Source organism: Pandoraea aquatica (genome assembly GCF_902459565.1).
GTDB classification, from domain to species: domain Bacteria; phylum Pseudomonadota; class Gammaproteobacteria; order Burkholderiales; family Burkholderiaceae; genus Pandoraea; species Pandoraea aquatica.
On sequence record NZ_CABPSN010000010.1, the window covers coordinates 38,427 to 58,055 of the forward strand.

At 60.7% G+C, this 19,629-nt stretch carries 20 protein-coding genes and 1 tRNA gene; 15 read left to right on the top strand and 6 right to left on the bottom strand.

The window, feature by feature from the left end; all coding sequences use genetic code 11:
- Positions 1–38 precede the first annotated feature (38 nt).
- The 7 genes from PAQ31011_RS23775 (at position 39) to PAQ31011_RS23805 (ending at position 5,312) form a co-directional block, all read left to right on the top strand.
- Entirely contained in the window at positions 39–461 is a 423-nt protein-coding gene (locus PAQ31011_RS23775) for a cupin domain-containing protein (RefSeq protein ID WP_217424892.1), read from the top strand.
- Positions 451–1,524 (top strand): Ldh family oxidoreductase, encoded by a 1,074-nt coding sequence (locus tag PAQ31011_RS23780; protein ID WP_150578137.1) that lies wholly within the window; start codon positions 451–453, stop codon positions 1,522–1,524. The genes PAQ31011_RS23775 and PAQ31011_RS23780 overlap by 11 nt, the downstream gene beginning before the upstream one ends.
- Positions 1,525–1,580: 56 nt before the next feature.
- Positions 1,581–1,982, top strand: coding sequence for a RidA family protein (locus PAQ31011_RS23785; RefSeq protein ID WP_150578138.1), 402 nt, complete (start codon positions 1,581–1,583; stop codon positions 1,980–1,982).
- A gap of 56 nt (positions 1,983–2,038) precedes the next feature.
- Positions 2,039–2,947 (top strand): fumarylacetoacetate hydrolase family protein, encoded by a 909-nt coding sequence (locus PAQ31011_RS23790; RefSeq protein WP_150578139.1) that lies wholly within the window; start codon positions 2,039–2,041, stop codon positions 2,945–2,947.
- A 36-nt stretch (positions 2,948–2,983) separates the two neighbouring features.
- On the top strand, positions 2,984–3,922 hold the full coding sequence (locus tag PAQ31011_RS23795) for a VOC family protein (protein WP_150578140.1): 939 nt from the start codon (positions 2,984–2,986) through the stop codon (positions 3,920–3,922).
- Positions 3,923–3,951: 29 nt separating this feature from the next.
- Positions 3,952–4,908 carry an amidohydrolase family protein gene (locus PAQ31011_RS23800; protein WP_150578141.1) on the top strand — a complete coding sequence of 319 codons (957 nt, stop codon included), beginning with the start codon at positions 3,952–3,954 and terminating at the stop codon, positions 4,906–4,908.
- A gap of 185 nt (positions 4,909–5,093) precedes the next feature.
- Complete coding sequence (locus PAQ31011_RS23805) at positions 5,094–5,312, top strand: hypothetical protein (protein WP_150578142.1); 219 nt, start codon at positions 5,094–5,096, stop codon at positions 5,310–5,312.
- A 111-nt stretch (positions 5,313–5,423) separates the two neighbouring features.
- Here PAQ31011_RS23805 and PAQ31011_RS23810 read toward each other — a convergent pair whose 3' ends face one another.
- Positions 5,424–6,362: a metal ABC transporter solute-binding protein, Zn/Mn family gene (locus PAQ31011_RS23810; protein ID WP_217424893.1), complete on the bottom strand. Its 939-nt coding sequence runs from the start codon at positions 6,360–6,362 to the stop codon at positions 5,424–5,426.
- A 173-nt stretch (positions 6,363–6,535) separates the two neighbouring features.
- On the opposite strand from PAQ31011_RS23810, the gene PAQ31011_RS23815 reads away from it, so the two are divergent.
- The gene (locus PAQ31011_RS23815) at positions 6,536–7,888 is read left to right on the top strand and encodes a dihydroorotase (RefSeq protein WP_150578143.1); all 1,353 of its coding nucleotides are present in this window, start codon (positions 6,536–6,538) and stop codon (positions 7,886–7,888) included.
- Positions 7,889–7,958: 70 nt separating this feature from the next.
- On the opposite strand, the gene PAQ31011_RS23820 is transcribed toward PAQ31011_RS23815, so the two are convergent.
- Positions 7,959–8,543, bottom strand: coding sequence for an NADPH-dependent FMN reductase (locus PAQ31011_RS23820; RefSeq protein WP_150578144.1), 585 nt, complete (start codon positions 8,541–8,543; stop codon positions 7,959–7,961).
- A gap of 3 nt (positions 8,544–8,546) precedes the next feature.
- The gene (locus PAQ31011_RS23825; RefSeq protein WP_150578145.1) at positions 8,547–10,157 is read right to left on the bottom strand and encodes an MFS transporter; all 1,611 of its coding nucleotides are present in this window, start codon (positions 10,155–10,157) and stop codon (positions 8,547–8,549) included.
- Positions 10,158–10,225: 68 nt separating this feature from the next.
- On the opposite strand from PAQ31011_RS23825, the gene PAQ31011_RS23830 reads away from it, so the two are divergent.
- The 5 genes from PAQ31011_RS23830 to PAQ31011_RS23850 all read left to right on the top strand — a co-directional run bounded on the left by PAQ31011_RS23830 (position 10,226) and on the right by PAQ31011_RS23850 (position 15,040).
- Positions 10,226–11,257 (top strand): LysR family transcriptional regulator, encoded by a 1,032-nt coding sequence (locus PAQ31011_RS23830; protein WP_150578146.1) that lies wholly within the window; start codon positions 10,226–10,228, stop codon positions 11,255–11,257.
- Between the two features lie 218 nt (positions 11,258–11,475).
- The gene (locus tag PAQ31011_RS23835; protein WP_150578147.1) at positions 11,476–12,102 is read left to right on the top strand and encodes a hypothetical protein; all 627 of its coding nucleotides are present in this window, start codon (positions 11,476–11,478) and stop codon (positions 12,100–12,102) included.
- Positions 12,103–12,518: 416 nt separating this feature from the next.
- Positions 12,519–13,700: a porin gene (locus tag PAQ31011_RS23840; RefSeq protein ID WP_150578148.1), complete on the top strand. Its 1,182-nt coding sequence runs from the start codon at positions 12,519–12,521 to the stop codon at positions 13,698–13,700.
- A gap of 489 nt (positions 13,701–14,189) precedes the next feature.
- Positions 14,190–14,402 (top strand): 30S ribosomal protein S21, encoded by a 213-nt coding sequence (gene rpsU / locus PAQ31011_RS23845; RefSeq protein ID WP_010806331.1) that lies wholly within the window; start codon positions 14,190–14,192, stop codon positions 14,400–14,402.
- 164 nt (positions 14,403–14,566) lie between these two features.
- Positions 14,567–15,040, top strand: coding sequence for a WbuC family cupin fold metalloprotein (locus PAQ31011_RS23850; RefSeq protein ID WP_150578149.1), 474 nt, complete (start codon positions 14,567–14,569; stop codon positions 15,038–15,040).
- Positions 15,041–15,122: 82 nt separating this feature from the next.
- Here PAQ31011_RS23850 and PAQ31011_RS23855 read toward each other — a convergent pair whose 3' ends face one another.
- Both PAQ31011_RS23855 and PAQ31011_RS23860 read right to left on the bottom strand, forming a co-directional pair.
- Positions 15,123–16,151 (bottom strand): glycosyltransferase family 9 protein, encoded by a 1,029-nt coding sequence (locus PAQ31011_RS23855; RefSeq protein WP_150578150.1) that lies wholly within the window; start codon positions 16,149–16,151, stop codon positions 15,123–15,125.
- Between the two features lie 510 nt (positions 16,152–16,661).
- On the bottom strand, positions 16,662–17,528 hold the full coding sequence (locus tag PAQ31011_RS23860) for a CsgG/HfaB family protein (protein ID WP_150578151.1): 867 nt from the start codon (positions 17,526–17,528) through the stop codon (positions 16,662–16,664).
- 483 nt (positions 17,529–18,011) lie between these two features.
- On the opposite strand from PAQ31011_RS23860, the gene PAQ31011_RS23865 reads away from it, so the two are divergent.
- A complete protein-coding gene (locus tag PAQ31011_RS23865; protein WP_150578152.1) occupies positions 18,012–18,221 on the top strand; it encodes a DUF805 domain-containing protein in 210 nt (69 codons plus the stop codon).
- A gap of 98 nt (positions 18,222–18,319) precedes the next feature.
- On the opposite strand, the gene PAQ31011_RS23870 is transcribed toward PAQ31011_RS23865, so the two are convergent.
- Positions 18,320–18,394 (bottom strand) — tRNA-Arg (locus PAQ31011_RS23870).
- 171 nt (positions 18,395–18,565) lie between these two features.
- Here PAQ31011_RS23870 and PAQ31011_RS23875 point away from each other — a divergent pair.
- Positions 18,566–19,627, top strand: a complete 1,062-nt coding sequence (locus PAQ31011_RS23875) for a site-specific integrase (protein ID WP_150578153.1) — start codon at positions 18,566–18,568, stop codon at positions 19,625–19,627.
- Positions 19,628–19,629: the final 2 nt, after the last annotated feature.

Here is a 19,629-nt window from a genome sequence, read left to right on the forward strand (position 1 = left end):
GCTTTTGTGAATGTCGACACACAACGGGAGTCAATTTCATGAGCGGTAAAGACACGCAGACAAAGACGGCCAGTGCGCCGATGCCTTCGATGGACGAGATCCTTCTGCACAGCGAGACGATGCCGTGGCGGGAAAAATCGCTTGCCGGTGTAGCCGAAAAAATGTTCTGGCGCGATGACGAAACCGGTGCGTCGATAGCGCTGATCAAGTTCTCGAAAGGCGCAGGCATTCCTGCGCCGCATTCTCACGCGTCCAATCAGTTCATGTACTGCCTGAGCGGCAAGTACGAGTACACGTCCACCGGCGTCACGCTGTTGCCCGGCAGCTTCTATTGCAACCCGAAGGGCAATGTTCACGGCCCGACGATTGCGCATGAGGAGACCATCGTCGTCGAGATTTACGACGGTCCGCATTACCCGCAGAAGCCCGATTGGTACACGGATGAACGCGATGCCCACTGACAACTCGCCGATCCGTGTGTCGACCGACGTGCTGCGTGAACTGGTCGTGAGTCTCCTGGTCGCCGAAGGGGTCTCGGCGGACGTGGCGAGATCGGTTGCCGACCCGTTGATCGCCGCCGATCAGGGGGGGAAGGCATCGCACGGGGTGATGTTGCTGCCCATGTACATCGAGCGGATTCGCGCCGGCTCCGTCAGTAAAGCGGAATTCGCGCAGGTCGCGCACGACGCCAAGGCCGTCGTCGTACTCGATGCCGCAAACGCGCTCGGTCAGGTGAGCGCGAAGCAGGCCATCACGCTCGCGATAGAACGAGCCCGACGCTACGGGCTGGCGATGGTCACCGTACGAAACGCGTTCCACTTCGGTGAAGCCGGATTCTGGGCGAGAAAAATGGCCGATGCAGGGTGCGTGGGCATCGCTATGGCGAACACTCGCCCGTTGATGCCTGCTCCGGGCGGAGCGGAACGGGTTCTCGGCAATAACCCGCTGGCGATTGCCATGCCGCACGCAGACGACATTCCCGTAGAACTCGACATGGCCATGAGCGCAAGCGCGATGGGCAAGATTCGGCTCGCGCAGGGGGTGGAGCAGGAGATTCCTGACGGCTGGGCCGTCGATGCGCAAGGCATTCCCACGCGAGACGCAGCAAAGGCTATTGCCGGGATGCTACTGCCCGCAGCAGGGCCGAAAGGTTTCGGTCTGGCTTTCATGATCGATCTGCTCTGCGGCGGCCTGTCGGACGGCGGTGTGGCCGACGAAGTGCAACCGCTCTATGGCGCCAGCGCTACGCCGTACAACAGCGCACAGGCCTTTCTGGCAATCGATGCCTCGCAGTTCGGTTTGCAACGGCCGCTCGAACTGCGTGCATCCGAACTGGCCGCAAAGGTCCGCACGTCGACTCCTGCGGCCGGTACGGAGCGGCTTTACAGCCCGGGAGAGATCAGTTGGCAGATCGCTCAGGCTAACGGGCAGACATGCCCGGTCGCCGTCGACGTCGCACGACAACTTGCCGGGCTGGCGAGCGTCGCGGGTGTGCAAGCGCCAGCGACATGGGCAGATATCTGAAGCAAATTACCGCCTCATCAGGCTAACGACAGCGGACTAACGACAGGACTTTCATCATGGCGAAAGAGCAAATCAGCACCGACGCACTGCGCACGCCCAACGGGCATTTTTCGCAAGCGACCACCATCGAGGCGAAGGGAAAGCTCGTGTTCATCTCCGGAATGACCGCTCGACGTCCCGACGGCACGATCGCGGGCGTCGGCGACATCGACGCGCAGACCCGTCAGGTCTGCGAGAACATCAAGAGTGCCGTCACTGCCGCTGGCGGCACGCTCGCGGATGTCTGCCGCGTCGATGTCTACGTGCGCAACATGGAGCACTTCGAGGCCATTCACAAGGTACGCCGCGAGTACTTCCATCCGCCGCTGCCGGCCTCCACGATGGTCGAGGTGACGAAGATGGTCTCGCCCGACTATCTCATCGAGATCAACGCCATCGCGGTCTTGCCGCAGGCCTGACGTCTGAAGTCTGAGACATCGCATCGACAGATCGCGACTACCCACCGAGGAGCATCATGGCTTTCGCAACACTGCAATACAACGGCGAGAAGCGCATCGCCGTCAGACAAGACGACGATTGGGTCGTTCTGCCCGCATCGATGGGCGATATGGTGGCGCTGATCGGCGGCGGAAAAGACGCCCTGACGCGCGCTCGACAATATGCGACGTCGCCTGATGCGCCGCGCGTGGCGCTCAGCGAGGCGCATCTGCTCGCGCCGATTCAGCGCTTTTCTCGCGACGTGCTCTGCACAGGCTGGAACTACTGGGACCACTTCGAAGAGGGCAAGGGAAAGCGCGAAGGGCAGGACGTTCCCCCGCCGACGGCACCCACGTTTTTCACCAAGGGTCCCGATACGGTGATCGGGCCGGTCGACGACATCGCGTACGACGCATCGCTGTCCGCCAAATGGGACTACGAAGCCGAGATGGTGGTCATCATCGGCAAGACCGGGCGGAGCATTCCGGTGGAGAACGCGATGGAGTACGTGTGGGGCTATTGTCTGGCGAACGACATCTCCCAGCGCGATCTCCAGCGGCGTCACGGCGGGCAGTGGCTGAAGGGCAAGAGCATCGATGCGACCATGCCCCTCGGACCCTGGATCGTTCCGGCGGACGAGATCGATCCCGCGAACGTGCATCTTGAGTGCGTCGTCAATGGCACGGTGCTTCAATCGGCCAGCACGCGACTCATGGCCTTTTCGATTCCCGAACTGATCGCCGAGTTGTCGTTTGGCATGACGTTGCGTGCCGGTGACGTCTTGCTCACGGGGACGCCCAGCGGCGTAGGCAACGCGCGCGAGCCGCAGGTATTTCTTCACGAAGGCGATGAGGTGATCGTGCGTGGAAGCGGCCTCGGCGAACTCAGAAATCGGATGGCGTCTGTTGATCTGCACGGCAAATCCGGCATCCGTATCGGTGCCTGATACCGCATTTCCTTACCAAGGTTATCGAGGGTCCTTATGACTACGTCTGCGGTAGAGGGTCTGAACGGCTTCGGCATGACCGTGCCCGATCTGGACGTCGCCCAACGCTTTTACACAACGTTCGGATTGGATGTGCGCCGCTCAGACGACGCTCAGGCGCTTCTGTGTAACTCGCCGGGGCGATCGAGCAATGAAATCGTGTTGATGCAAGGCGAGAAGAAGCGGCTGCATCATCTTTCCTTTCGCATCGCGCCGGCGTCGGTCGCGGGCATGACTCAACGTATCGAGGCCGCCGGGATCAAGGTCTTTCCCTGTGCACCGGAGGGGTGGCCGCGTGAGGGACTTTGGTTCGAAGACCCGTGGGGAACATGGATTCATCTGAGCCCGGAAGATGCCGTGGCATCGCCGCGCGTAGCGGTCCCAGCCTTCAACTTCGGCGGTGCTGCCGATCGCGTCGACATCAATCTGTGGCAAACCCTTGAGAAAGACCGGCCGCCTTTGCGGATCGGGCATCTGCTCGTCTTCACGCCCGAGTTTGAGCGCGCAGAGCGGTTCTATTCGGATGTGCTGGGCTTGCGAACGACGGATCGTGCGGCGGGTAAGGTCGCGTTTATGGCAGCCGGTCAGGGTATCGTCGATCATCATTGCTTCGGGTTGATCAACAGCTCCCACCGGGGCTTCCAGCACGCGAGCTTCCAGGTGCCGAGTTTTGACGACATCGGCTACGGCGCGTGGCGAATGCGCGAAGCGGGATACGGCGATGGCTTCGGCCCGGGGCGGCACGCCATCGCGTCCAACCTGTTTCACTATGTGCGCGATCCGTGGGGGAGTTGGGTGGAGTTTTACGCGGATATGGACAAGATCACCGACCGGTGGCTTTGCCGGGACTGGAACGATTTGCCCTACACCTGGGGGCCGCGCTGGTCGCCGGAGTTTTGGGGCAAGGAAATGAACGCCAATCTCGAAGCCCGTTGATAGGCAGACGCAGCGAGTTCGGAGTCGACATGGAAACCACACGCATTGCGCTGGATGTTCACGCGCATCAGGCCCCGATCGATGAGGCCCGGCTGTCCGCGATGACGGATGTCCGATGGGACGCCGCAGCACGACGGCTCACGCTCGACGGTCACACGATCGGAATGAGTGCATTGTTCTCGCCCGATGCGTTGATCGAGTGGATGGATCAACAAGGCGTCGCGCAAGCTTGGGTATCGATACCGCCGCCGATGTATCGACCATCGCTGGATGAAGCTGCGTCGTCGGTGTGGTGCGCGTATGTCAATGACGGCTTGCGACAGGTTTGCGAGCGCTTCCCGTCGCGCTTGTCTGCGTTGTGGCATCTGCCGCTCGAACATCCCGAGCTCGCCGCGCGCCTCGTGCTGGAAAACAACCTGACGTGTCGCTACGCCGCTTCGGCGGGCGGGTATGAGGGAACGCTTTCCGACGCTGCTTACGAGCCACTCTGGGCCGCATTAAATGCGCAATCCGCCTTTCTGTTCCTTCACCCCGGCCAGTGCTGCGACACCCGCCTGAGCAAGTTCTATCTGGAGAACTTGATGGGTAACCCGGTAGAGACGACCGTCGCGGCGTCGCATCTTGCTTTCGGGGGCGTGGCGGTCCGGTATCCGGAAATTCGCTTTTGTCTTGCGCACGGCGGTGGCGCGACGGCGATGCTCGCCGGTCGATACGAGCGCGGCTATCGAACGTCCCGACCGGGCGTCGACGTGACACTCCCTTCTCCGCGCGGCATCTTCTCCCGCTTCTACGTCGATTGCATTACGCATGACGACGCAGCGTTGGCGCTGAGCGAGTCCATCTTTGGTTCGGACAAGGTCGTGTTCGGTTCGGACTGGCCGTTTCCGATGGGGTTGCTGGGGCCGCACGACGATTTGTCCGGACTCGACGAGTCGCGTCGACATGCCATCTTGACGGGCAATGCGGCGGCACTGCTCAAGGCGTGATGCGCGAGGCGGGATGCCTGTCCCTTCGGCACGGCGCGATGGTGTGATCGCTACATTTTCGAAACGTAACGCGGCGTAATACAGGCTTACAAATTTGGGAAGACGTTGCGTCAACATGAGTCGCAGAGCGGGCGTTTATTAGAGCAGGCGCCCCCTCATTTCAACTCAATACGGAAGAGCGACTCATGAAACCCGCAACGATTTTCGTACCGCTGCTGTTGGCGGCCTCATTGTCCGGCTGTGTGGTGGCGCCGGTTGAACCTGCGGAGGTTGCCCCCGCCGGTGTCGTGTACGTTGCGCCAGTCGGTGTGGTGCCGGGTCCCGGCTATTCGTGGCGCTATCACCCGCACTATGGTTGGGGATGGTGGCATCCGCGTTACGGCTGGCATCGTGGCTGGCACTAACCTTTGACGATGCGCGCAACTTGCGCGCCGTGCAAACGGACGCCGCCGCTTTCGCGGCGTTGCTTGCCGAGCGCCGCGTTAAGTCGCGCGGCGCACCATTGCCCATTGCCGCTACTTCGCGCTTGCCTGTGCAGGCGCATTCTCCAGTGCCGTGGCAAGCGTGTCGACGTTGTGACGAAGCATGTCGAGATACGTCGACGCCGAGCCGCTCGAATCCGACAGCGCTTCTGCATACAGCTCGCCGCCGGGCTTCACGTTGGTCGCCTTGGCGACCAGTTCCACAAGGCGCGGATTGTTCGAATTCTCGACGAAATAGGCCGACACACGCTCCTTGCGAATCTGATCGATCAGCGCGGCGATATGCTTGGCAGACGGTTCGTCGGCCGTTGAGATGCTCATCGGCGAGAGGAACGTGATGCCATACGCGTCGCCGAGATAGCCAAACGCCGCGTGCGACGAGATCACCACCCGCTGTGCTTCGGGAATTTTGCCCAAGCGTTGGCGCGCGTCGGCATCGATCGCCTTTAGTGCAGTGATGTAGCGCGCCGCGTTGGCCTCGTACTCGGCGCGACCCGCCGGATCTTTTGCTTCCAGGGCGTCCTTGATGTGGCCCACGTAGATGACCGCATTCATCGGATTGTTCCATGTGTGCGGATCGTCGCCCGCCACACCTTTGCGAACACGAGTTCGCAACTTCACCCCGTCTGATACCGTCACGACCGGCCCGGTGTAGCCGGACGCCGCAATCAGGCGAGGCAGATACCCCTCAAAGCCCGCGACGCCATGCACAAACACGACGTCCGCTTTGCGCACTTCGGCCACGTCCGCAGGCGAGGGTTCGAAGTGATGGGCGTCGCGATTGCGTGGAATCAACGAGGTGACGGTGATGCGATCGCCGCCCACGCTTTGCACGATGTCGGCGAGCACCGAGAACGAGGCCACGACGTTGAGTTTCCCCTGCGCAGCATGCGCCGGCACGCAGGCCATCAGTCCGACGAAAACGGCCAGCCCCATCATCTGCCGCCATGCGGCAGCGACTCCAAAACGCATTTCAACTCCTTCCGGTAAAGACGCCGCGTCGTTCGTCAATCGAGACGAAAAGGCGAGGCGCCCATATAATCTTAAATGCAACTGAGTTGCATATTGTCCATAAAGACTCGATCAAATGCAAACGTTTCAGCGCACGAGATCAGTCGCCCGGTGACCCATAGGGAGTTCTCGAAATGCATAACGATGCGGACGCAAGGTCCGGCATGAATGCCGATCTGTTGATCGCTGGCGGAACCGTCATGACGCCTAACGGCGCGGAGCGCGTCGACGTTGCCTGTCGTGACGGCCGAGTTGTCGCGATTGGCGCGCTCGCGGGCACGTGGAGCGCGCAAACCGCTCTGGATGCGCGGGGGTTGCATGTGCTGCCGGGCGTCATCGACAGTCAGGTGCATTTTCGAGAGCCGGGTCTGGAACACAAGGAGAACCTTGAGGCGGGTACCCGTGGGGCGGTGCTCGGCGGCGTCACGGCTGTGTTCGAGATGCCCAACACTCACCCGCTCACGTTGGGCGCGACCCAACTGCAAGCCAAGCTCGATGCGGCATCAGGCCGCGCGTGGTGCGACTACGCTTTCTATATCGGCGGCTCTGCATCGAACGCAGCGCAACTCGGCACGCTGGAAAATCTGCCCGGATGCGCGGGCGTCAAGGTCTTCATGGGAAGCTCGTTCGGCGATCTCCTCGTGGATGACGAAAGTGCGTTGCGCAGCATCGTCCGTCATGGTCGCCGCCGGATGGCGGTTCACGCGGAGGACGACCGCCGTCTGCGCGAACGAAAGTCGATTGTCGAGCAGAGTGGCGACGTGACGGACCACCCCGTTTGGCGGGATGTCGAGAGCGCGCTGATGGCCACGCGACGCATCGTGAATCTCGCGGCAGAAGCCGGGCGACGAATTCATGTGCTGCACGTCTCCACGGCGGAAGAGATCGCTTTCCTCACCCAGCACAAACGCAGGGTCTCAGTGGAGGTCACGCCGCATCACCTGACGATGCATGCCCCTGAGTGCTACGAGGCACTGGGTAGCCTGGCGCAGATGAATCCCCCGGTGCGCGAGCGACGACACCGGGATGCACTGTGGCAAGGCATTCGCGAAGGCGTCGTGGATGTCATCGGCAGCGATCATGCCCCGCACACGCTGGACGAGAAAGCGAAGCCGTATCCGCAATCTCCCAGCGGCATGACCGGGGTGCAGACGTTGTTGCCCACGATGCTCGATCACGTCAACGCGGGTCGACTGAGTTTGCAGCGGCTGGTCGACCTCACCAGCGCGGGACCGGCGCGGATCTTTGGCATCGAAGGGAAGGGGCGAATTGCGCTCGGCTACGACGCGGATTTCAGCATCGTCGATCTGAGCGCGCGTCGCGTCATTCGCAATGCATGGATCGCCAGCGTCTGCGGCTGGACACCTTATGACGGCAAGTCAGTCACCGGATGGCCGATTCATACCGTCATCAGAGGGCAGTGCGTTGTGCGCGACGAAGCGATCGTTGGTCATCCGGAGGGCGCGCCGGTGCGATTTCTCGATTGAGGCTCGGGATTCGGGCCGCGATTTGAGCCGCGTTTTGAGCCGGGATATGCCGCCCCTGATCCCATGCCAGTCAGGGACGTGCGTCCGAGGCTTCGGACATGACATTGATCGCCAACTCCGTCATGGCCTGTTCGACGCTCGACGCAAATTCGGCGAAATCCGTTGCCGGATGCAAGGTTCCGCCGTGACGGATGACATCGTCGGACAGGGTGATCGCGGGGGCCGTTGTGACGACACGCATTTTCAGCGCTTGGGCGACCTGTCGCAGTTGGCTGGCGCACTTGGTGCCGCCGTGCCCGCCGTAGGTCACGATGGCCGTGGGCTTATCCCGCCATTCGAAATACAGGTGATCGATCGCGTTTTTTAGCGCTGCTGGATAGCCCCAGTTGTACTGCGGCGTGACAAGAACCACCGCGTCGCACGCAGCGATCTTCTCGCTCCACGCGCGCGTGTGTGGTTGAACATAGGGGGCCCCCGTGGCAGGCAGTCCCGGCTCGTCGTCAAGCGGAAGGTGCCATGCTTTGAGATCGACGATCTCGTAAGTCAGATCCGTGCACGTCTGGCCGATGTCGGCAATCCATTGCGCGATCGCGGGGCAGTTTCGGCCTGCGCGTGTGCTGCCCATGATAAGGAGCACCCGTTTTGTTTCTCTCATCGTTCATCCTTTGGATGGTGGGGGGGACATCAGAGGGACGAAGCACAGAGCCACCAGCCCAACAGACGCCATGAAGACGAAGGCGTCTGCATAGGCGAGGGTTCTCGCTTGCCTTATCGCGGTCTCAGCGAGTAGCGCTTCGGCTGCGCTGCGCGCCTGTGTCGCCGACATCCCGCGCTGCATCAACAGGGTGGTGGCGGACGTCATCCATTCGTTGACTTGCACGGACGCCGAGTACAGGAAGTCGAACAAGCGGCTCGAATGCAATTGCTCGCGCCATGCCAATACGACGGTCACGAGCGTCACACCCAGTGACATCCCAAATTGGCGGAACGTCATGTACACGGCGACCGCGTCCAGTTGTAGATCTTGCGGCAATCGGGCGACCGTCCCGCTGGCGAGCGCTGACAATACCGGCGAAAGACAGAAGGCATAGAGGATGAGCGGTAGCGCGAAATATCCATACGGCGTGTCTGTCGTGATCAGACGTGACATCAGCGACATGGATACCGTCAGAAGGATAAAGGCGAATGCGAGTACCTTGCGTGGCCCGAATTTGCCGACCGAGCGCGTCACCAGTGGGCGAATGGCCGCAGCCGTCAATGCATACACACACAGAATCCGGCCCGTATGGGTAGCGTCGAGTCCTGGCGAATAAACGGTTCGCAGGAACTCCGGCAGTGCATACGTGCTGCCGGATACGACGATGCCGGCAAGCACCCCTAGGACAACGGAGGCGGCGACATCGCGGTGTCGAAGCAGATCGAGACGATGCAGCCGGACGTTGTTGCGATGATGCAGTTGCCATCCGACGAACAAGACGAAAGCCGAGATCGCAGCCCAGGCCAGTATGCGAATTTCCGGTGAGCCGAACCAGTCCATCGCCTGCCCCCGGGTCATGACCACTTGCGTGCAAACGAGCGCTACTGCGAGGAGCAGAAGTCCGGGCATGTCGATGCCTCGGGCGCGTACATCGGTTGGGCGGACAACCTTGGGATAGTGGCGAAGGAGTAGCCCAATGGCCGCGACAGCGACGACGATATTCGGCACGAAAAGCCATCGCCAGGTGTATCGGTCGGTCACGTATCCGCTCAACAGCAATCCGGCCGCCGTCGACAGATAGATCATGATGGAGATGCGCATCATCGATACGCTGCGTCGAGGCCGGGGAATCAACAGATAGACGCTGCCCCGCCACCACATCGCCAGGCCCGCACCGGCAAACCCCGAGACGGTACGCCACATCAGCATCGTTCCGAAATCGGTGGCGAATGCGCAGCCCATCGATGCAATCGCGAACAATCCGATGCTCCCCAGGATGTATCGCAAATAGCCGACATAGCCGGCGAGCCAGATGGAAACGGCCATCCCCCAGAACAACGATGCGCTGAACGCGATCAGAAGCCAACTGGCTTCATCGTGCGACACACCGAATGAGCCTGCCATGTCGGGCAGCACGAGATTGACGGCATCGAACGTATAGAACTCCATCCATGCCGCCAGTCCGAGCCCGGCGAGAAGTCCCGTCTGCTTTCCATCCACGTGCGACACAGGCGGCGTAGCGGGCGACAGGTCGCCGGTTGCGGGAGCGGAGGGAGGGGAAAGAGGCAGCATATTTGTGGAATTCGGAAATAACCAAGCCGAGGCGTCATATTGAATCGCTCGTGATGCCACCGAAACCTATGGATTTGCATGGCTTATTTCCGATAAGTGGAAATATAGAGCCTTCGGTGCTAGCATCCTTTCCGATAAATACGCGGTTAGCCTGTGGCAATGCCATCCGACGGGAGACGGCCTTGGACTCGATTTCTGAACTGGCGCTTTTTCAGGCGATTGTGGAGAGCGGTGGCATTTCGCGCGCTGCTGTTGCGTTGCGTTCCTCGCCTGCGGCGGTGAGCCGACGTCTGAGGCAACTGGAAACGCGCCTGGGCGTTTGTCTGGCGAATCGCAGCACGCGGCGATTCAATCTCACTGACGAAGGGTTGTTGCTGTACGAGCGCGCGGTGGCGATTCTGGAGTCGGTTCGCGATGTCGAGTCCGAAGTGTCTTCGCGGGGCACGGTTGCTCGCGGTCTCTTGCGGGTCAGTGCGCCGTCGGATCTGGGACGTCGACGGCTATCGACGTTGCTGGCGCAATTTGCACGCCTCCACCCCGGCCTTGAAATCACATTGTTTCTATCTGACGCAGGCGTCGAAAACATGCTCGACGGCTGTGACGTCGTGCTGCGTTTCGGCTTGCCGGGCGATGAAGGCATGGTCGCCCGCAAAGTCGCATCGTCGGAGATGCTGCTGGTGGCTGCACCGTCTTACCTTGATCGGCATGGTGCTCCGGCAACCCCGGAAGCACTGAGCGCTCACAATTGCCTGCGATTGTTCCGGCGGAATCGGGTTCGGGGGACGTGGCGATTTATGCAGGAAGAAGGACTATCGGACGTTGAGGTCACCGGTGCATTGGCCAGTGCCGATGGGGCGATGTTGCGCGAGTGGGCGCTGGCGGGCGAGGGTATTTCCTGCGAGGCGGCGTGGGACGTCGAGGAGGACGTCGCGTCGGGACGGCTGGTCCGCTTGCTCCCGTCGCACCCGATGCAGCGCATCGATCTCTACGTCGTATTTGCGCCCGGAAACCCCGTGCCACCCCGGATTCGGCTTCTGGTCGATTTCCTGATCCACGAGTTTGGTGATGAACTCCAACGTCTTAAGGGGGCGCGTAGCTGAGCGTGGGTAAGTGTGGGTGGTAAGCATGATTTCTCGCGTGCCTCTGTCACCGGAGCCGCCAGAGGTTGCGCCGACCGCACATATAAAGGGGCCTCTGAGCCGTATGCCTGCTGGCACGGACATTGCGGCGTGGTAGGATCGGGCGCATCCACGTGATTCAGATCGTGGCTTCGATCCAATCCGGGCTCGCCGCACGGCGGGAACATCAGGAGGCCAGTATGTCTGCAGAGCAGAAGACGTCGCATCGCGGGTTCACCATCATCACCGTTCTCGAACGCCTCTCGAAGGGCCGCGCGCGGCTCTCAGCGAAGGTGCTCGCCAGCGACGAAGATCATAAGCGGCGTCTCGGCGGAAAGAAGCTGTTGCAGGCCAAGCGCTGGTTCGATCACTTTGCCGACGATCTGGCCGCCCCCGTCATCGCAGGCCTCAAACACACCATCGACCTTGAACTGGCTGCGGCTGCAAAGGCTGCGCCGAAGACGGCGGCGAAGCCCGCGGGCGCTGCCGCGGGTGCGAGTGCGGGAAAGGTTGCGAAGGTCACGAAAGTTGATAAAGCCGCGAAGGCCCCCAAGGCGTCGAAACCTGCAAAACCGGCCAAGCCGGTGAAGGTCACCAAGGTAGAGAAGGTGGCTGAAAAGGGCGCACCGAAGTCGGTCAAACCCGCCAAGGCGGCGAAGGCAGACACCCCGAAAGCCAAAGCACCCGCAAAATCGGCCGTCGCAGCGAAGCCGGTGAATGGCACCGCAACGGCGGCGAACGGTGTTGCGAAGCCGGTGGCCAGCGGTGTGGCGGCAGCGGCTCGCAAGCGTGCGGCGACGGCTGCATCTAAAGCCCCCGCTCGCTAATTTCGCGCCGCTCGTGCGGCGAAAGCGATGGCGAAAACGGCGCATGCCTACGGGTGATGCGCCGTTTTTCATTGCATCGTTGAATCGTGGTTGGGTGGATATCGCCGGACCATGATGGGACATATCACGGTGTCCGAAACCTTCGTGGCACACGTCGCATATGTTTGTTATTTCATGTGTTGCGATTGCACCACTTACGTGCGAATTGTGTCGCTACCGTGTCAGAATGCATCCGCTTGCAAACGACCCGCGGTGCTTTTCCTTCATATGGAAAGCACCGCGTGTCATTTGGTGAGTACTCCATTGCATATGCGGTTGCAGCATCCTCGTCGCACAGATCGAGGCAGCCGACATTGACAGTGGACGCCCGCACCGGCGGGCCAAAAAATATAAGACCACTATCAAAGAGGATAAAGATGAAGCGCTTCCAACTCACGGCCCTGGCTGCTGCCAGCTTCGCCGTTGCCGCTCCGGCAATGGCCCAGAGCAGCACGAACGTCACGCTGTACGGTGTGATCGACGCGGGCGTTGCTTACGTCAACAACGTCGCCACCGGTCTGAACGCCAAGGGTGCACACAACTTCCAGGCCGTGAGCGGCATTGGTCAGGGCAACCGTTGGGGCCTGAAGGGCACGGAAGATCTGGGCGGCGGTCTGAAGGCCGTGTTCGTGCTGGAGAACGGTTTTAACCTGATGAACGGCACGATGCTGCAAAACAGCCGCATGTTCGGTCGTCAGGCCTATGTGGGTCTGCAAAGCGCACAGGCAGGCACGGTCTCGATCGGTCGTCAGTACGACTCCGTGGTCGACTTCGTGAGCCCGATCACGTCGGCCAAGCAGTGGGCCACGCAGTACGGCGCGCACATCGGCGACATCGACAACCTGTACAACTCGTTCCGCGTCAGCAACTCGATCAAGTACACGAGCGCGAACTACAGCGGCTTCTCGTTCGGCGCACTGTACGGCTTCAGCAATCAGCCGAACACCGGCGGCGGCACGGGCTTCTCGAACAATAACGCGTTCAGCATCGGCGCTGGCTATGCCAACGGTCCGCTGACGGCAGCGCTCGCCTACATGCACCTGTCCAGCCCGGGCACGGGCAATGCCAACGGCGCGGTCTCGAACGACTATTCGAGCGCCACGGACATCTTCTACACGAGTGCCGTCGACAAGCACGACATCGCTGCGGCGGGTGTTTCGTATGCGATCCAGGCGGCAACGGTTGGCTTCGTGTACAGCTATGCCAAGGTGAACTACGTCAATCAATCGTCGATTCGTGTGAACACCTTCGAACTGAACGGCAAGTACCAGTTCACGCCGCGTCTGCTGGCCGGTCTGGCGTTCGTCTACAGCGATGGCAGCGTGAGCGGCGCGACGGCACTGTCGGGTATCAGCAAGGGCACGAAGCCGCGCTGGTTCCAGGTCAATGCCGGCACGACCTATTCGTTCAGCAAGCGCACCGAGACGTACCTGAACGGCGTGTACCAGCGCGCTACGGGTGACGCTGTGGTTGCCGCGATCGACAACGTGGGTGGCCCGACGGGCACCGGCGCACAGTCGCAGATCGCCGTGATCGCAGGCGTGCGTCACAAGTTCTAAGCAGGTTTTTGCTTGCATTCGGGCGGCGTTCGACGCCGTCCGGCGGTGCAAAACCCGACTGAGGGGGACGGGCATCTGATGCCGTTTCCTACCGGTGACGGGCCCCTCCAGCACGCTGGCGGGGCCCGTCGTACGTAGAGGAACGTCAAAACGTGTGCATCTGACGTCCTTTCTGTGTATAATCACGACCTTGTCCAAATTATGGGCATTGCGGGAAGTGGGGCTCACTGACGAACGATGAGCATGCCGCTTCGCCATCAATCAACCGTTCAGCCAGTCTGGAAGGCGCGATACCAGGTATCGATTGCCAATCGGGAGATCGCAGAGGAGGTGAGTCGCGGTCCCGCCGGATGTGGTGTAGTGCAGTCCGTAGCAAGTCCGTTCGTCGCGCCTGGCAGGGGGAATCTCCGGCAGGGCGGGGAATGGTGTCTTTGCGCGGTAAATCAAATTTACGGCTCTTCGGGGCCGAAACACTATTCGAGATATTGCATGACCAAGATCGTTATCAAAGACGGTGAACCCGTTGAAGTTGCACTGCGTCGTTTCCGCCGCGCTATCGACGGCACGGGCCTGATCAAGGAAGTCAAGGCACGCGCTGCTTACGAAAAGCCGACGGCTGAACGCAAGCGCAAGAAGGCTGCTGCCGTGGCCCGTCTGCGTAAGCGTCTGCGCAGCCAAACGCTGAAGAAGAAGATGTACTAAGCACGCCGTTGCGCCGTTCAGGCGCAATGCAGTGCGAAGTCGAAAAACCCGCCAAACGGCGGGTTTTTTTATGGGCAGGCGAAGTGAGCCGGTTTGCTACACTCTTGTGCATCGCAACGGCCGCATCGCGCCGCGAACATCCCCTCATTCCCCACAATAAGCTGATGAAAACGTTGACTTTTGCCGCGCTCGACGCGCTGACCGAACAAGCCACGCAATCGCCCCGTGCGCGCATGAATCAGAACCTGCACGAGTCGCTCGACGATTCGATCCAGCGACTGGCGATTGCGATGGAGCCTTCGACGTACATTCGTCCGCACCTGCATCACCATACGTGGGAGTTGCTGACGGCGCTGCGCGGTCGCTTTGTCGTGCTGACGTTCGATGCGGATGGCGTCGTGATCGACCGCAAGGTGCTCGGCGAGGACACGAGTGTGATCGAAAGCCCGATCAAGACACACCACACGGTGCTGTCGCTCGATCCGGGGGCGGTGATCTTCGAGGTGAAGCACGGTCCGTATCGTCCGTTCGTCGAAGCGGATTACGCCGATTGGTCGGCGCCGGCGGATACCCCGGAAGCCGCAGCGTTCATGGAGTGGGTCAAGACGGCACAGGTCGGTGACCGCTGGGCGGCCTAACGTCTAGCGTTCGCCCTGTTGAGGCTTGCTGAGGGTCAGGCGACGAGACGCATTTAGACGGCGCCGTCGCCCCGCTGACGAATCAGCGGGTCCAGCCCTGAAACTCGGTGGCCATCGCGAGTAGCGCTTTCGCGGCGGTGTCCACTTTGCCGGGCCAGTCGTGCGAGACGGGCAGCGCTCGGAACCCGTCCGTGTCGGCGGGATGACTCAGACTTTCCGGGCTGAAATGCGTGTCGTAACGATCAAAACGATCGTCATGACGCGCTGATCCCGATAGCGCTGTTCGTGTCGCACCCAGATACCACACCGGCACCCCAAGGCCTTCGGCCAGATGGGCGTGTCCGGCATCCAGCGCGATCACCAGATCGAGGTTGTCGATGAGCGATGCCTCATCGGCCAGATCGTCGCAGTCCGTGCGCCAGTCGATCCAGTCGACCGATTCCGGCGGCACAGCGTCGAATACCCCATCCCCTTCCTGACCCAGCGGTACCCAGGAAACACCCGGCACGCGCAGAAGCGGTGCAAGCGACGTCAGGCGCGAGGCGTTCAGTGACGTCCCCGTCAGTCCGATACTGTCGAGCGCATTCAGCCCAGCAAACCCCACGCAGAAGCCGTGTTGTGCGGCGGCTGCCAGCCGGTCGCGCCAATGCCGCGCGGGGACGGCCGATACACGCAGGAACGGACGTCCGGCGTGGGCATGAGCAGCTTGCGGACCTAGTGTGCGGGCCAGCGAGCTGAGCGGGCAGCGCAGATCCCAGTCTGAGACGTCGCGCGGCATACGCGAAAGGACGACGACGCGCTCTCCCATCGACCATTCGATCAGACGCCGTATGTTCGCCGGGCCGACAAAGCCGACTTTTCCGAAGCGTGCGGACGCGACTTCCAGATGCCTGAGCTGGCTGACCAGATCGCTGTCGTGCTCGTTGCCGATAACTAAAAGATGCTGATGGAGCGTATCGCCGCCACCGGTCCAGTTGGGCAGCGGGCAGTCCGGATGTGGGCTGAGCGCAGCACCCACTTGAGCCCAGGCGTGGGCGATGACGTTGGCGGTGGGGGCGTCGCCGGCGTTGGGTGTCGTAAGCGGGACAGCGCGCTGCGAAGGCTTCGTCATACGAATCCTGGCATCGAGAAAGGACAAGGAATAGCGGGATTGCGCGGTCGGGCGGCGAGCGCGGCGACGCAACACCTACGAAACACCTGGGTCTTGCTAATGAAATGCTTAGGTATTGCTCAGCTAACGGCTTTGCAAATGGCTTGGGTCATACGCAAGCGATGGCACAGGCCAAAACTTAGGCAGCAACGTAGGCACTTTGGGGGGAGGGCACGTGCGGAATGATAGTGGAGCGGGGATTGGCAGATAGGCGATTGCCTTTGCCGACGGGGCCAATCCGTTTGCTGGACGGCAAAATATTTGAGATTTGAGGCGGGTGGAACCGGGCGGAGCACTTCGGGGGAGTAGGACGCGCCAGCTTGGGTGTGGCGATGCAATAGGGCGCTAGCGAGCGCCGAGGTGGCAAGCGTCGAGGAGATGAGTCCGGAGACGCGGGCTGGCGAACATAAGACTGTCCCTCAAACCTGCCGAAAAGACAGGTTTGAGGGGTGGTCAATCGCACAAGCGTGATTACTTCTTCTTGCGGACGGTCTTCTTGGTCGGAGCGGGTGCGTCGTCGTCCTGGACGGTGAGTTGACCGCCCGTGCCGAGGCCACCGGCGACGGTTTGTTGCTTGTAGTTCTTCACGGCGCGCACGACGTTGTTATACGAGTCGGTGAACGCGGCCACGATGACCTTGCCTTCGGCGGTGTTCGAGTAGCCGCCGAGCGAGCCGCCGGCCGAGCTGCCGACGATACGGCCGAGGGCGCCGAAGTCCATGGCGGTGGCGCTGCCTTCAGCGGCGGCGATCTGCACGCTGGAGCGGTTGTCGATGACGGTCAGCATGGTGCTGGCTTCTTTCGAGTTCATGCTGCCGGCGAGTGCGCCGATGGCTGCACCGATGCCGCCCGGCAGAAGGCCGGCGATGCTGGCACCGGCACCGCCGGCGTTATTGTTCGTGAAGGTGATCGACGGGCTCAGTGCGTAGTCGGCGGAGACCATCTTGCCCTTGCCGAAGTTCGACTTGTTGCGCAGTTCGCCGGACTCTTGCAGGGCGCGTTCGCCCATGATCGTGTTCATGCCGCGGCCGCGATCGACGATCACGAAGCAGTTCGACTGTTGGACGAGCAGCTTGAGCACAGGCACGGTCGAGCCGAGCTTGTACTGACCGGTCAGCACGCCGTACCAAGGGGCGGAGGTGTCTTCAATGACCGCCATGGTGCCCAGCGGGCGATCGCATTTTTCGAGCGTCTGGTTAGCGTTTTCGGAGTTCGCGCCCCCGGCGGATCCGGTGGCGGCCGTTTTGGCGCTGCTGCTCCCCTGGTTCATGGTCGAGCAACCCGCCATGATGCCGGCTGCAAGCAGCAGGCCGGTGATTTTTACGAGATGGTGTGCCATTTTCCTAGTTCTTTAGAATGTTGTTCTGGAAATTGGCGGCGCTGCCGCACCCGCTTTTGCAACGGATTTGGCCCAGTCGGTGACGCCGCCTAATGCCAGGAGTCCAAAAAAGCAGGAGTGAAATCGATTTACGGTAGGACTCCTATGCTGAAATGCTCCGTAAGAACATTCCGCGCCGCATGCTAGCACGGGCGTAAAGTGCGTATCCCCTATCAAAAATAGTGGGGATTACGAATGGATTAAGGCACTGCTTTCGCGGGTCTTAGGTAAGGATTAAGGGAAAACCACTATAAGATGAATTTCTGGTGTGCGGTGGAGGCGTCGAGGCATGATTTCTTATGGAATCATGACAATTCGATTGCCGAATTGGTGTTGGATGTTACGAGCGAAATGGATGACAAAATGGCCTCACGCAGCAAATGTTGTGCGAGACAATGTGCGGCATTAACAGCAGTTCCACGACGCTAATAGACGAGGAGAGTTATGGACCACCTAGGCATCTGGCATTGGTTGATTGTGTTGCTGTTCACGCTGATTTTCCTGTATCCCTATGCGCGCATTATTCGCCGCGCGGGATTCTCGCCCTGGTGGGTGTTGGTCGCTTTTGTGCCGCTCCTCAACATCATCATGATTTGGGTGTTCGCCTTCATTCAGTGGCCGTCGCTGGAAAAGAAGTCGGGCGCGCCTTATTGACGCGTTAGTGCTGCAATTCTTGTGAAAGCAAAAAGCCCCGTCCGACGAACGCCGGACGGGGCTTTTTGCTAAATCTGATGAAACGCGGGACGCAAAATTGGTCCCCCCGACAGGAATCGAACCTGTATCTAGCGCTTAGGAGGCACTCGTTCTATCCATTGAACTACAGGGAGAGACTGGATTCTATCCACTGGCGAGACGTCCTTTGAAATCAAAGGCATCGCCTTATTCCACGGGGCTTTCCGGGCGGTAGTGACACCCCTACAGTATCACTCCAGATCACTCCGCAACCTGCTGTTTCACGTCGCCGTTGCTACACTTTTGCTACAGCAAGGAGGGCGACAGTGGCATCGATTGTGCAGATAGGAACGCGTTGGCGCGCTCAGGTCCGACGCGAGGGCAAGAGTATATCAAAAACGTTTCGGACAAAGGCGCAGGCCTCAACATGGGCGCGCGAAATTGAGGTAGCGGTTGATGAGGGCCGGAATCTGGACAAGGTGTCCGCCAAGACGCTGGTGCCCGCGATCATTACGCACTACCGGATTTTGCGTGAGGAATCGAAGCGTCCGGTGAGGGCGAAGTCGACTGAGGATTACACGCTTAAGCAGCTAGCGGAGCACTTCAACGGGGTCACGATAGCTGAACTCACGCCGAAGACGCTTGTGAAGTTCGCTCAGGCTCGGCATAGGGCCGGGGCAGGGGCGGCGACCGTGAATATGGATATCTCGAAGCTCGGGACGGTGCTGCGGCATACGGCGAGTTTTTTGGACTTCGACTTGCCGGACGTGATCGGCAAGGCTCGGCCAATGCTTCATCACCTGAGGTTGATCGGCGCTGCGGGGAAGCGGGAGCGTCGTCCGACAGCTGACGAGATCGCGAGGATTATGGCGTGGGATAGGGAGCATCCGGAACACACTTTGCCGCTGGCTGATGTGATTGAGATCAATGGGCAATCAGGATTTCGGCGTGGCGAGATTTTCCGTATCGAATGGCGTGATCTGGATGAGATCAACCGGATGGTGCTTGTACGTGATCGCAAGGATCCTCGCAACAAGGTTGGGAATCATGAGTGGGTGCCGCTGATCGGGACGTCGCTGGATGTGATCAAGCGGCAGCCTAAGGCTGTCGGCGAGCAGCGCATCTTTCCGTTTTCGCCCCAGACGGCCAGCAAGTATTTCAAGATGGCGTGCGACGACAAAGGCATTCGCGACCTGCGCCTACACGATCTTCGCCACGAAGCAACAAGTGCGCTATTTGAAGCCGGTTGGGGGATTGCCGAGGTAGCCGGTGTTACCGGCCACAAGGATTGGCGACATTTAAAGCGTTATACAAACCTTCAGCCTGAGGATCTTGCGGAGAAAGGTAAGCTTCTTCCGTTCAAAAAGATTCGTTGCGTTGATCGCTAAGA

Coding starts and splice junctions, on each gene's coding strand:
- PAQ31011_RS23840 (WP_150578148.1), top strand. CDS start 12,519: ATGAAGCGCTTCCAACTCACGGCCCTGGCTGCTGCCAGCTTCGCCGTT.
- PAQ31011_RS23855 (WP_150578150.1), bottom strand. CDS start 16,151: ATGACGAAGCCTTCGCAGCGCGCTGTCCCGCTTACGACACCCAACGCC.
- PAQ31011_RS23815 (WP_150578143.1), top strand. CDS start 6,536: ATGCATAACGATGCGGACGCAAGGTCCGGCATGAATGCCGATCTGTTG.
- PAQ31011_RS23775 (WP_217424892.1), top strand. CDS start 39: ATGAGCGGTAAAGACACGCAGACAAAGACGGCCAGTGCGCCGATGCCT.
- PAQ31011_RS23780 (WP_150578137.1), top strand. CDS start 451: ATGCCCACTGACAACTCGCCGATCCGTGTGTCGACCGACGTGCTGCGT.
- PAQ31011_RS23860 (WP_150578151.1), bottom strand. CDS start 17,528: ATGGCACACCATCTCGTAAAAATCACCGGCCTGCTGCTTGCAGCCGGC.
- PAQ31011_RS23820 (WP_150578144.1), bottom strand. CDS start 8,543: ATGAGAGAAACAAAACGGGTGCTCCTTATCATGGGCAGCACACGCGCA.
- PAQ31011_RS23810 (WP_217424893.1), bottom strand. CDS start 6,362: ATGCGTTTTGGAGTCGCTGCCGCATGGCGGCAGATGATGGGGCTGGCC.
- PAQ31011_RS23805 (WP_150578142.1), top strand. CDS start 5,094: ATGAAACCCGCAACGATTTTCGTACCGCTGCTGTTGGCGGCCTCATTG.
- PAQ31011_RS23785 (WP_150578138.1), top strand. CDS start 1,581: ATGGCGAAAGAGCAAATCAGCACCGACGCACTGCGCACGCCCAACGGG.
- rpsU (WP_010806331.1), top strand. CDS start 14,190: ATGACCAAGATCGTTATCAAAGACGGTGAACCCGTTGAAGTTGCACTG.
- PAQ31011_RS23795 (WP_150578140.1), top strand. CDS start 2,984: ATGACTACGTCTGCGGTAGAGGGTCTGAACGGCTTCGGCATGACCGTG.
- PAQ31011_RS23825 (WP_150578145.1), bottom strand. CDS start 10,157: ATGCTGCCTCTTTCCCCTCCCTCCGCTCCCGCAACCGGCGACCTGTCG.
- PAQ31011_RS23800 (WP_150578141.1), top strand. CDS start 3,952: ATGGAAACCACACGCATTGCGCTGGATGTTCACGCGCATCAGGCCCCG.
- PAQ31011_RS23830 (WP_150578146.1), top strand. CDS start 10,226: ATGGATTTGCATGGCTTATTTCCGATAAGTGGAAATATAGAGCCTTCG.
- PAQ31011_RS23850 (WP_150578149.1), top strand. CDS start 14,567: ATGAAAACGTTGACTTTTGCCGCGCTCGACGCGCTGACCGAACAAGCC.
- PAQ31011_RS23865 (WP_150578152.1), top strand. CDS start 18,012: ATGGACCACCTAGGCATCTGGCATTGGTTGATTGTGTTGCTGTTCACG.
- PAQ31011_RS23790 (WP_150578139.1), top strand. CDS start 2,039: ATGGCTTTCGCAACACTGCAATACAACGGCGAGAAGCGCATCGCCGTC.
- PAQ31011_RS23835 (WP_150578147.1), top strand. CDS start 11,476: ATGTCTGCAGAGCAGAAGACGTCGCATCGCGGGTTCACCATCATCACC.